General features: G+C 66.9%; 7 protein-coding genes and 2 pseudogenes. 5 read left to right on the top strand and 4 right to left on the bottom strand.

The window, feature by feature from the left end; genetic code table 11:
• Positions 1–24: 24 nt before the first annotated feature.
• The 3 genes from OYT95_RS44860 (at position 25) to aspS (ending at position 3,496) form a co-directional block, all read left to right on the top strand.
• On the top strand, positions 25–246 hold the full coding sequence (locus tag OYT95_RS44860) for a hypothetical protein (RefSeq protein ID WP_442972595.1): 222 nt from the start codon (positions 25–27) through the stop codon (positions 244–246).
• Positions 247–386: 140 nt separating this feature from the next.
• Positions 387–1,958, top strand: a complete 1,572-nt coding sequence (locus OYT95_RS38340) for an ISL3 family transposase (RefSeq protein WP_328286585.1) — start codon at positions 387–389, stop codon at positions 1,956–1,958.
• Between the two features lie 248 nt (positions 1,959–2,206).
• Complete coding sequence (gene aspS, locus OYT95_RS38335; RefSeq protein WP_268792827.1) at positions 2,207–3,496, top strand: aspartate--tRNA(Asn) ligase; 1,290 nt, start codon at positions 2,207–2,209, stop codon at positions 3,494–3,496.
• A 314-nt stretch (positions 3,497–3,810) separates the two neighbouring features.
• Here the strand turns inward: aspS and OYT95_RS38330 are convergent.
• Together OYT95_RS38330 and OYT95_RS38325 are read right to left on the bottom strand one after the other, a co-directional pair.
• Positions 3,811–4,503: pseudogene (locus tag OYT95_RS38330) on the bottom strand (phosphatidylserine/phosphatidylglycerophosphate/cardiolipin synthase family protein); the annotation flags it as partial.
• A gap of 239 nt (positions 4,504–4,742) precedes the next feature.
• Entirely contained in the window at positions 4,743–5,915 is a 1,173-nt protein-coding gene (locus OYT95_RS38325) for an ATP-binding protein (RefSeq protein WP_268792826.1), read from the bottom strand.
• 229 nt (positions 5,916–6,144) lie between these two features.
• Here OYT95_RS38325 and OYT95_RS38320 point away from each other — a divergent pair, with 229 nt between their 5' ends.
• Positions 6,145–7,386 carry a UPF0158 family protein gene (locus OYT95_RS38320; protein ID WP_268792825.1) on the top strand — a complete coding sequence of 414 codons (1,242 nt, stop codon included), beginning with the start codon at positions 6,145–6,147 and terminating at the stop codon, positions 7,384–7,386.
• Between the two features lie 1,246 nt (positions 7,387–8,632).
• Here the strand turns inward: OYT95_RS38320 and OYT95_RS38315 are convergent.
• Positions 8,633–10,507 carry an RNB domain-containing ribonuclease gene (locus OYT95_RS38315; protein ID WP_268792824.1) on the bottom strand — a complete coding sequence of 625 codons (1,875 nt, stop codon included), beginning with the start codon at positions 10,505–10,507 and terminating at the stop codon, positions 8,633–8,635.
• A 605-nt stretch (positions 10,508–11,112) separates the two neighbouring features.
• Between OYT95_RS38315 and OYT95_RS38310 the strand changes: the two genes are divergently transcribed.
• Complete coding sequence (locus OYT95_RS38310; RefSeq protein WP_268792823.1) at positions 11,113–11,286, top strand: hypothetical protein; 174 nt, start codon at positions 11,113–11,115, stop codon at positions 11,284–11,286.
• Positions 11,287–11,572: 286 nt separating this feature from the next.
• Here the strand turns inward: OYT95_RS38310 and OYT95_RS38305 are convergent.
• A pseudogene (locus OYT95_RS38305) lies at positions 11,573–11,956 on the bottom strand (PDDEXK nuclease domain-containing protein); the annotation flags it as partial.
• Positions 11,957–12,336 lie beyond the last annotated feature (380 nt).

Here is a 12,336-nt window from a genome sequence, read left to right as displayed (position 1 = left end):
GTTGAGTTTCGCGCAAATTTCCACGTGTCCGTGCGAACACTGCAACGATGCATGGCAGCTGACGGTCAGAGTGTTCGTGGCCTGATCCGCAGCCCGCGGCTCCAAGCGTTGCATCGTGAACTGTGCGACCCACGGCTTTCTGAGCACAGCATCGGCGCTCTCGCCGTGAAGCGGTGCTTCACGGATGCGTCATATCTGAATCATCATTTCCACGCAACCTACGGCATGGTGGCTCTGGCAGTCTGAAGTGGTTCTGGCCCACTTTCCGTGATGGTCCATCGTGGCGGCGTGTCGTTCCGGTGAGACGTGGAATGCGCGGGAGATGATCTTGCTGGTGTTCTGGAAGCTGTTGTGACCTGCGTGTTTTTCTTCCCCACCTGGTGGGTGTGGCGATCGATTCGATCGACGTCGCTGGGGGCGGGGTGAGCATTCGCGCTTCCGCACTGTCGGTGTCGGCGTCCTGCCCGGCCTGCGGTGACACCTCCGATCGGGTGCACAGCCGATACGAACGCACGGTGGCCGACACCGCGATCGGGAATCGGCCGAGTCGCCTCGTCCTGCGGGTGCGGCGCTTCCTGTGTCTGACCGCCGACTGCGAGCGCCGCACCTTCGCCGAGCAGATCGACGGTGTGACCACGCGATATGCGCGACGCACCCCACTGCTGCGGGGAACCCTCGAAAGGATCGGGCTGGCGCTGGCCGGCCGCGCCGGAGCACGACTGGCGACAGCACTGGGCGTGCATGTCGGACGCAGCACCCTGCTACGACTTGTCCGTGCGCTTCCGGACCCGCCGGCGGCAACGGTGGAGGTCCTCGGTGTCGACGACTTCGCCCTGCGCCGGCGGCACCGGTATGGCACCGTCCTGATCGACATGGCCACCCACCGGCCCGTCGACGTCCTCGCCGACCGGAAGGCCGATACCTTCGCCGACTGGCTGACCGCACACCCGGGCACGACCGTAGTGTGCCGCGATCGCGCCGGCGCGTACGCCGAAGGGGCGCGCACCGGAGCCCCCGACGCGATCGAGGTCGCCGACCGCTGGCACCTATGGCACAACCTGGCCGAAGCCGTGGAGAAAACCGTTGCCGCCCATTATGGTTGCCTCCGCGCCAACGCCGCAGTCGACCCCGAACCCATCATCGAACGCACCGCCGCGGAAGACCTCCGGCGGGCCGCCGAACAGGCGCACACCGCACGCCGAGAACAATCCGTCCTCGTCGCCCGCACCAAGCGCCGCTACGAGGCCGTCGCCGCGCTCAAGGCCCAGGGCAAGGGGATCAAACCGATCCAGCGGGAGCTCGGACTCGCCAAGGAAACCGTGCGCCGGTACTACCGCGCCGGCAGCATCGACGAACTGCTGGCCACACCGCGGGCAGGCCGGCGCACCGTGTTGGACGAATTCACCGAGCACCTGCACGAGCGATGGAACGACGGATGCACGACCGCCCTCACCCTTTTCGACGAGATCCGGGCCTTGGGCTATCGCGGCAGCTACGCCACCGTCCGCGACTACCTCCGCCCGTTCCGCAACGTCGGTGCGGCCCCGCCTGCCACACCGAAAATCCCGAAGGTTCGGACCGTCACCTCGTGGATGCTGCACCATCCCGACAACCTCACCGACGACGAGCAACTCGGACTCAAACAAGTTCTCGCCAGCTGCCAACACCTCGAGACCACCGCCGCGCACGTCACCTCCTTCGCCGAGATGCTGACCGGCCGCCACGGCGACCGTCTGGGCTCCTGGATGGCGGCCGCCGCATCGGACGATCTGCCGCACCTGCACCGATTTGTCCGGGGAATCGAACGCGACCACGCCGCCGTCCTCAACGGGCTGACCCTGCCCTACAACTCCGGTGCTGTCGAAGGCAACGTAAATAGAATCAGAATGCTCAAACGACAGATGTACGGACGTGCCGGATTCGACCTCCTACGCAAACGAATACTCCTCAGCCACTGACACACTCAGAAACCATCACGGAAAGTGGGCCAGAACCAGATCGAGTTGACAGAGCCAGGCCTGCAACCGCTAGACTCAATGATGCGGCTGCGACGAGTGTGACGAACTCCGAGCCGCGTCGGCCCGGTCACCGATCAACAAACTTGACCATCAGAGGCAGCCGAAGTTGAGGCTGCGAAGGTGTGGTGGCACCGCGACGGACCCGATCGCCCACACCTCCCGGGGATACAACCAGGAGGTGAAATCTGATGCCACGCAGCCTTTGTTCAGCACTACCCGCACTCACTGGCACCGAATCGGTGACCGTGGAGGGGTGGATTCATCGTCGTCGACAACTCGCGACCGTCACGTTCGTCATTGTCCGTGACCGCTCCGGATTCGCGCAGGTCGTGATCACCGATCCCACGGTCCGCGACCATATCGCACGCCTGCCGGAGGAAACCGTTGTTCGCGTCACCGGGGCACTGACCGAAAACGGGAAGGCACCCGGCGGAGTCGAGATCGTCGACCCGACCCTCAGTGCCCTGAGTGCGCCGTCTCAGCCGCAACCGATCGAACTGTGGCGACCGACCCTCAACGCCACCCTGCCCACCGTCCTCGATCACGCGGCACTGACCTGGCGCCACCCCACACGCCGCGCCGTGTGGAAGATCGCCGCCGCCTCGATGACCGGGTTCCGCCGCCACCTCGACAGCATCGGGTTCACCGAGGTCACAACCCCGAAGATTGTCGACCAGTCCACCGAATCCGGGGCCAACGTGTTCACGCTGGACTACTTCGGGAAGACCGCCTACCTCGCGCAATCACCCCAGCTCTACAAACAGGTCCTCACCGGAGTCTTCGAGCGGGTCTACGAAATCGGCCCGGTCTTCCGCGCCGAACCCCACGACACCGCCCGACACCTCGCGGAATACGTCTCCCTGGACGCCGAATTCGGGTTCATCGACGACCACCGCGACGTTCTGACCCTGCTGCGCGACACCCTCGCCGCCATGATCGAGCAGATCCGTAACACCGCCAGCCGCGCCGTAGACACCGTGGGCGCCGAGCTGCCGATCGTGCCCGAACAAATCCCGGTCCTGCACTTCGCCGAAGCCCTCGACCTCGTCGGCGCCCCGCCCGACGAGCCCGACCTGACGCCCGAGCACGAGCGTCTGCTCGGCAAGTGGGCAAAGTCGCAGTTCGATTCGGACTTCCTTGCCGTCGAGGGGTATCCGGCCGTCAAACGGCCGTTCTACACCCACCCACAGCCCAGCGACCAGCGGTGGACGAACTCATTCGACCTGCTCTTTCGTGGTCTCGAACTCGTCACCGGTGGGCAACGCCTGCACAACCATGCCGACTACACCGCGGCACTGGCCGCCCGCGGTGAGGACCCGGCCGCGTACGCCCCATATCTCGAAGCGATGGGACATGGCATGCCCCCACACGGCGGCTTCGCCATCGGCCTCGAACGCTGGGTGTCGCGCCTACTCCAAGCCGACAACATCCGGTACGCCACCCTCTTCCCCCGGGATATCCACCGGCTCCGTCCCTGAGAAACCGGCGGCCTGCGGGGTCGAAAAACGACTCGCACGCCGCCGGCAACAAGGATGAACTCATCGACCAGTCCAAAAGTGTCAATTACCGAACCATGACCGGCACGTCCCGATAGCCGGCCCATGACTGGAACTCGCTGACCAGCGCCGTCCCGTTAACCCCGTCCGGTGACATTCCCATTGCCGGGGCGCTCACCGGGTCACTCGCGAGTGGGGTAACTGGGCGAACGCGGACCGCCCCGAAGTCCTCGAAACATGTCGGAATCGCCCAGGAATACTGCAGGTTTGGAATACCGACCTACCGACCGCCAGTCGTCACCGCGCTGGAGCTGCCCGCGGCCGCCGGGGGTGTCGATGCGGAACCATTCGAGCTGGTACTTCGCCGCCGGCCCCGCAGACGTACGGCGGCGGCTGGTGTGGGCCGCCCGCTCGTGTTCTTCCGCCTAGCCGGGTTGGTAGTCGGTGATGTGCCACAGGAACATCCGGGTTACCGGGGTGGGCAGGAATTCGGGTTCGGCACGGTTGCGGCCGCCGATCCCGGGCAGGGGACGGCGCGGCCGATCTGCCAGATGGCGGTGGCGTTGTCGAGAAACACGTGATCGACCTCGGTGATCTCCTCGATACCGTCGATGAACTTCCGCACGGCGGCGACAATGTCGGGGTCGTCGGTGATGATGACGGCCTCGTCGGCGATGGTGGAGCTGTGGGAGGCGTTGGCGGAACCGATGACCGCCCGCCGATCGGTGACAATCACATTGGCGTGCAGATTCGGTGACGACAGCACCCGCACCCCGGCGTCCACGTAGTGCGCGAGCGCGGCCGGGGAGGTGGCGTGTGCGCACCGCGGCCCTCGAGGCGTTGACGACGAGGACGTCCCCGGCACGCAGCGGCAGCAGAGTGGGCGCGTCCTGGCCGAGGTAGGCGATCGCGCCCTGCCGAGGTCCGCGCGTGCGGATGGCGCGGGTGATGTGCGGCCACGGACTCGGCCCGTGGAAGGTGATCCCCATACCCGAAAAGGGTAGCGGGGATGACCGCTTCGGCCGGTCGGCCCCGGATGACCCGGCGCACAAGCAAGGCCATCATCTCGCTCGTGAACTGCAGGTGACTGCTCACTCGTGAGTACGGGTGTCTGCTGTCGAAGGACGTTTCCCCGTGCCTCGGGTGTTTTTCTCAGGCAACACACCTTTTTCTTCTGCAGTGTGTCGGCGCGCGCCGCGAGAGCCGATGGCGTGTGAGTGTAGGAGTATCAGGCGGTGGGCTGGCGTCGAATGAAGTCGGCCATTCCCGGGACGGTGAACGCGATGCGACCGTGCTCGGGAGACCAGACGAGGCCCTTCTTGATGGCGGAATCACGGACATCGCTGACCGCGGTCGTCGCCACCCCCATGGCTGCGGCGACCTTCCCGGACCGAGGAGTGGGTTCCCCGGCTTCCGCGATGGCGCGCAGGTACCGGCGCTCCCGATCGGTGGCCCGGATCCACCGAGACGGAAAGAACCCGTCGTCCAACGCTCGACGGCCCTCCTCGACCGCGAGGTGGGCGTCCTCAGAATCGAAGGGGGAGGTGGGGGCGGTGTGCCAGATCGCCTTACCGAACTCTTGCAGAAAGTACGGGTAACCGCCGCTGGCTTCGACGACGATCTCGAGCGCGTCCGGGGTGAACGCACCCCCGTGCGCCTCGACCGGCACCCGGAGCGCGTCGGCGGCATCGGCCGGGGAGAGCGGGCCGATGGTCCGGTAGGAGAATTGCCGTTCGGCGTAGGAGCGACTGTCGGCGAGCACCGCCGGCAGGCTGGGCAGACCGGCACCGATGACGAAGAACGGCCATTCACGTTGGCTGGCACGGTGCTGCACCGCGAGCAGGGCACCGAGCAAATCAGGGTCGAGGTCCTGCATTTCGTCGATGAACAGTCCGAACGCGGCACCCTTCTTCCGCATGACGTCGCTGATCGCTTCGACCAACTCCTCGAGGTCGAGGTCGATGTCGCCGCTGGCGGCACGCCCACCGAGGGCGATTTCGATCTTGGCCGGGCCCAGGCCGACACCGAGGGTGAAACCCCTCGCGAGGGAGACGAGATCGTCGATGACCTTGTGCAGCTGATGTTTGCGGCTGAAGCGGCGCAGACCGACGGCGAGTTCGTAGCCGAGGCGGGCGCGGACCGCGGCGATCCCGGCCTCGTTCGGTCTGGCCTCGATGGTGATCGCCAACCAACCGTGGCGCTCGGCGTGCTCGGCCAGGTTGTTGAGCAGGGTGGTCTTGCCGACCCCGCGGAGCCCGGAGAGCACCATCCCGCGGTCATAGTTGCCTCGCTCGCTGCGGGCGACGAGCAGATCGAACTCCTGGCGCTCCCGGTCCCGGCCCTCCAGAGCCGGGGGTCGCAGGCCGGAACCGGGTTTGAACGGGTTCAGCGCGGGATCCATATCGGTAAGTATAGAGGTTTATGGGAAAGATTCCATAAACCTCTATAAGTTGCGATAGGTGCCGAGAGGTCCGGTTCCGCGTCTTCGCGGTGTCGGTGGATGTAGGGAATCAGAAATCGTGGCCAAATCTCATCAAAGTTGGCCACTCGGTGACCAGTTGGCCAAGGGGGTGAGACGGCATGTCTGCGGCTGCCGGACGGCGCCGCGGCCCGCATGCCATGCTCGGGGAATGGCGAGAACGTGGTTGTCGGTGACGGTGGAGCTGCTCGGCGGGCGGGGCGAAGAATTATGGCCGTGGCCCGGGCGCATCTTCGCGGTCGGACCGTCGCACACCTTCATGGACCTCGCGAATGCCGTCAACGACGCCTTCGCCCGGTGGGACCGGGCGCACCTGTCGATGTTCACCCTTGCCGATGGACGAGTGGTCACCGACGCGGAGACCGGGGCCGAGATGGTTTCGTCGATGGGTGGGCCGATCACGGAGACGGTAGACATCGAGTCGGCCAAGGTCGTTCGGACCCTGGTGCCGGGAGCGGAGTTTCAGTTCACCTTCGACCTGGGTGATGACTGGACCCACCGCTGTGTGGTCGGGAAGGAGAAGGTCGACCCCATGGAAGTGTTGGGTATCCGCCCTGAGGCTCCGATGCCGTACTGGGGCTGGGGCTGCATCCCGGACCAGTACGGGCGGCGGTGGGATGGCGACGACGGGGACAGCCGAGCACCGCGCCGACCGAGCAAGCCGCATCCGATGCTGTTGCACGCGTGGCCGGGGCTCGAGCAGGTGCCCCCGCTCGAGGTGTCGGAGCTGCGCGAAGCCATCGCGGCAGCCGATGCCGCGCGTTTCCTCGCCGCGGTGACAGGGCGTGACGTCGACGACGCGCTGCAGCAGGTGGGGGCCGGGCTACCGATGGCGCTGGAACAGCGACGGGAGCAGGCCGAGCCGGTGGCCGTGTCGGTCATCAACCGGCTGACCTGGCGCGGCGGCGCGGGTGACGAGGTGCTGGCCGAGGACCTGCTCGCATGTCTGCGTGGCGAGCCGCTGAGAGGGCGGGTGGTGCCGGTCGACCTCGAGATGCTCGGTAGCGAACTGGAGGGGGATCCGGGTATGTCGACCGGTGGCTACGTCGACCTGCGCACCGGAGATGTGTACGACGAGGGCAGCACCGACCCGATGATGGTCGGGGAGGATGCCGCCGTCGACGTGGAGGCCGAGCCCGACCGTTGGCTCCGGTTCGACCGCACCGGGTCGCGGGACGGTTGGCACGACATGGCGGCCTTCGCCGAGCGGTGCCATGATGCGGCGCTGCGGGAGCGGCTGGAGCGGGCGATCGAAGGTAAGGGCGCGTTCGGTCGGTTCCGCGACCTCGTCCACCAGGAGAGCCTCGCCGACCAGTGGTATGCCTTCTCCACCGACCGCCAACTGGGTCGTGCCCGCAAGTTTCTCGCCGACGAGGGCATCCGCGTGGGCTGACGGTCGGCCCACGCGGATGCCGCCTTTACCTGACGCATCGGCCTTCGGGCGAGATCGATGCCAGTGACTCACGGACGCTCAAACGACAGCGCCCCGGAGGTGGGCCGTAGCCCTCCCAGTACTCGGTTCCGCACTCCGGGGCCGACTTCCGCCTCCGGATTGCTGGAAAGGGAGGGGTCCCACCATGCCAGGGAGTTGGGGACAGCGGCCACAGGAATTGGGAACCAGAAGTAAAGATCCACGGAAACCACATCCTGCGCTGTGTATCGCCCGCCGGAGGCGGATCGGTACAGCTACGCAAATCGGGGCACCCCGTACGAACGGGTTCATGCCATCGCTCATCAACGAGGGGGACAAATTTCCCGCTGAAGAAATGCCACTAAGTTGAGACAGATCGCGGTGGCCATACCCTGAGACCCGAGATGAACCCGCAGGTCGTCGCATCTCGAAATGCCGTCGGCCTCAAGACCCTACATTCGCGGTGTCGGTGGCCTTCCTCACGGGTGAGGGTCGAGGGTCCCTCGTTCTTCGGCGGAGATGGGCGCGCGACCTCGAGGAGTGGGCATCGAGCCTGGCGGGACAGCGGTGTAGGTGATGGCTGTTCGATGCTGAGGTTCGAGCTCCTGCAGCAGGCCACCGGTCACAGTCCGCTCGCCCTGTGCCGAGCCGGGCCATACTCTCCAGCCACCGGCTCCCGTCCCGTATTCGTGTCCGAAGCGGGACACACATTTTCTCAGCTCGTCGATTCTGAGTGGGGAGTGGGGGAGTGGCAACATAGTTGCAGTTCAAGGCTGCCAAATGGGTTGCCGATGGGTGGGGAGCGGGGGCAAAAAGCGGCACCGAAGCGGATTCAAAGACACTCGATCAGGCGGGTAGCGCCGATGTCGGCGATGCCGGTCAGTGGTCATCGGCACCGCAACGCGGCGGTGCGGACACTCCCCTGACACATCGGTCGGAAAATTTCGCATCCGCGCTGGTCTCGACCGGCTGCCCGACGACCTGCTCTCGCCCGAACCGCGGTGTGGTGTCCGGTGCGTCATTTCCGTTTTCGGATCGAAGGGCGCCGGTGATGTCGATGCTTCGATCGATCGACGGCGTTCTCGTCCGGGCCGCCACGAGAGTGCCGTCCCCTGTTTCGGTCGGCGCGCCTCAAGGCGGCTACCCGCGGGATGCTGACCGGCAGCGGTTCAGTCGCCCCGGTGCCCGACTAATGTCGCCGCGGTCTACACAAGACCGCGTGGCGCCATCATTGCCGGGCGAAGAGTGCCTCGATGAGCGCGACCGCTGCTGCGGTCTTCGCCGCGGTTTTCGTGGTCGCATCGGCGGTGGCGGTGTGGCGGGCGAGGTGCACGGTGGCGGTGAAGCGGGGTGCGTGCGCGGGACCGTCGGTGCGGATCTCCCACTCGGGCGGGGGCTGATGGTTGTTCTGGGCGAGGCTCATCAGCCAGGCGATGGGGTTGGACAGGGCCTTGGACTTCTTCGCCCCGTCCACGTTCAGTACGGTCAGCGTGGTCGTATCGTGCGGTGGCGAGGGGATGGCCGGGCCGGGATCTGCGGACGCGGGCGTGGCCGGGGGCTGCGGGTTCTGCGGTGCTGCAGGCCATTCGGGTTCCGGGTCGGGGTGGTCGGTGCCGGTCAACTGCGCGCGTAATGCGGCCCAGAGGGCGGCCTGTTCGGCCGGCTTTTTCGCAGCCGCGATGGTCCAGGGTCCGCGGACGCCGAGGTGGGTGGCGCGGGCGGCGAACAGTGGGTGGTGGTCGGCGCCGTTGCGCCGGGTCTCGAGGTCGGTGGGGGGTTGGTCGGGGTGGGTTTGCCGCCACACCGACGCCACGCTGGGGCCCATCTCCGGATGGGTCTCGGCCAGGGTGTCCAGGACGCGGAGTTGGAGGGGCAGCCAGGTGGGGTCGGCGGCGTCGATCAGGACCGCGACGTCCGGGGCGGTCAGCAGGTCGGCGTCGACACGGCGGGCGAGTTCGGTGGCGATCTCGTCGCGAAGCGGCGCGGCGGCTGCAGATTTGAGGACCTTGTGGAAGGTGCGGGCATCGAGGGCGGTGAGATCGCGTGCCGCCTCCTGGGCGACGAGGCGGTGGTCGGCGTGCTTGAAGTGATTCTTCTTCGCCTCCCGGGCGGCGCGGGTGCGCCGGTTCAAATCGGCACCGAGCGCGGTGAGCTGCTCGCCGGTGTAGGGGGCGGGGGTGTGGTCGAGGTGGGCGAGAATGATCCGCTGGTTGATCAGGTCGGCCACCCGGCGCAGCGGTGAGGTGACATGGGTGTAGGCGCTGAGCCGTAATCCGTAGTGGCCGTGGACCGTCGGGTGGTAGGTCGCGGCCCGCAGCGTGGACAGGAGGCGTCCGCGGAGTTTCGCGAACAGGTCCGGGTCGCCGGCCGCGGCGGCGATCTCGTTCATCAGTTCGTCGGTGCTGCCGGCGACGGGGTTGGTCCGGTGGTTGCGGAACAGGATCGGTAACCCCTGCTCCACACACCACAACGCGACGGCCTCGTTGGTGGCGATCATCAGCTCTTGCACGATGACGTAGGCGACGGTCCGCAGTTCGGCGGCGATCGCGACGACGGCGCCGTCCTCGCTGCTCGCCCAGCCGCGGGTGAGGTCGTAGAACGCCAGGGCCCCGCCGTCGCGGCGGGCGCCGAGCAGAACTTGCGCGGCGGCATCCGCCGCGGCCAACCAGGCATGGAGCGGATGCTGCGGGTCGGTCACGATGCCGGGCGCCTGGGCGTGGTCGATGGCCGCGCATCTTCCGGAGGGGATGTGCCCGCGGGCGACGGTGACGTCCACCAACCGGCCGTCGGTGGTGAGGGTGCCGGTGACCCGCAGACTGGTCCGCGCGGCGTCGGCGGTCAGGGTGGCAGCCTGTTCGGCTGTCTCGCCGAGCATCGGGATGGTGCGGCCCGGCAGGTAGCGGGTCTCGGCTCGCAGGAACGCCTGCTCGTCGGCGACCGACCCCAGGCCGACGACGTCGGCGACACCGGCGATGTGAACCTCGACCGCCCACCCGCGGCCGTCGGCGAGCGGGGTGACGGCGAAGGCGTCGTCTCGGTCCCGCGCAGATGCGGAGTCGATCATCAGCAGCGTCGCCATGTCGGTCGTGGTCGGTGATGCCATGGTCGATACCCCCCTTGGTTCATTACAGGTCTTCGACGATAACCGGCTGCTGTCCCTGCGGGTCGCCGGCACACGCCGGGCCAACCCCCCCAGGCGTGGGTGGCATCCTCGTGTGAGGTCCCATGGAATGGTGTGCGGTCAGCACTGCGGGGTGTCACAACTCGGCCGACGATGTTGACGGTCCTCTCGCGGGGCGGAACTCGCGGGTCACGATGAGGACGCCGAGCCCCTTCATCTGGCCGGACGCGATGGTGCTCCGCAATTCAGGTGCCCCGGTCTCGTGGGATGTCCTACTCGACGTTGACGTCTCCGAGCTCCTGGACGTGGTCGTCTGAGGTTGCGTCTGCACACGTCACACCGCCAGCCCGCGCGGGCCTGTGATCTCGTGGAGTGGTCCACGCTCTGCGTCGGCCCGCAGCCGGGGCCGAAGGGGATGCGGTCCCCATCAGGGGGCGTTCGGGGGCGGTTGGCACTGCCTGGGTGGCGTCGAGGACGACTGTGGTGTACAACGTCAGCAACAGAAAATGTGCAGCGGATCACATAACTGTGATGGTGGTGCACACACGGGTGGGTGCCGTCCGCGGACACGACGAAGGGTAGGGCCCATGACCACAGCCTCGATGACTCCGGCGTCTTCGATCACCACACGCCCGATGCGGCGCCCTGGTGCCATGAGTACCGCGGAGATCAAGTCGAGGATCGAGGCCATGTTCGCCGACGACCGTATCCCCGCCCGCCCGGCGGCCACCGCTGACCGCCGACGGGGGATCGCCTCGTGAATGTGCTGCTCCTGCTGATGGTGCTGACAGTGGCGTTCGCTGCCGTCCTGGCGATGCCGACCGGGGACCAGGCCCGCTCGCGCCACTGACCGGCCGGTCATTGTGCGCTCTAGCCGATCCGCGCCGCACTCGCACGGAGTGCGCGCAGCCGCGCGCCGAGACCCGTTGCGGTCCAGGGCAGGTGCGATGTCCTGCCGCGCCAGGGTGATCCGGATGCCCTGACACCCACCTCAGGGGTGGGTGTGCGATCCCGTGAGGGGTCCCTATCGGACACGAACGTCCCACATCACACACCGGATCCACCACGTGACGAGTGTGTCCGATGGGGGTGCGGCGACTGCGGGGTGTGGTCGTCGAGCTCGAGGGCGACCGCGCGCGTGAGGGCGTCCTCGGCGGGGAGCGCGGCCTGCTCGGCGGGCGAGAGATCGTAGCGGGAGACGGCGATCGGCTGGGTGGTGCCGGCCAGTGCGTATCGGACGACGGACTCGTTCTTGTCCGCCACTAGCAGCATCCCGACCGTGGGCTGGTGCTGGGGCCTGCGCAGCCGGTCCTCGACGAGGGCGACATAGAAGCCAAGTTGGCCGGCGTCGCGCGGGTCGAATTTCGTGGTCTTGAGTTCGATGACCACGTACCGGAGTTGCTCGACGTGGAAGAACAGCAAGTCGATGAAATTCCGAGGTCGGAATTTCCTCGATTATTCCGATTCTCGGGTTATGCCGATCTGCGCGTAGGTCCTGCGCTGACGACGTGTTTTCGGAGCGGTTGTCGGAATAGTTCCCTCAAAACCGCTGACCGTCTCCGGCCGATAGCGCGCTGCGGGGTCATGCCGTTGTGTTGGTTGCGGACGTCCGATGGAGCGTCCGTGACCGTCACGATGGAAGGACGAGACCATGGAACCAGCTATGTCTGTGTTGGTGGACGGAGTTTTGACGGCAGCCCGGGGTGCCGGACTGACTGAGGCATCGCTGAAGTATCAGAGGAGCTGTTGCGCGACCGTGGCAAGGTACTGCACCGACCACGCGATCGACGAGTACAACGAGCAGGTCCGCG

The organism is Rhodococcus sp. JS3073 (assembly GCF_026810085.1).
GTDB classification, from domain to species: domain Bacteria; phylum Actinomycetota; class Actinomycetes; order Mycobacteriales; family Mycobacteriaceae; genus Rhodococcus_F; species Rhodococcus_F wratislaviensis.
The sequence above is the reverse complement of the archived record's forward strand: the minus strand, read 5'-3'. Positions and strand labels throughout refer to the sequence as shown.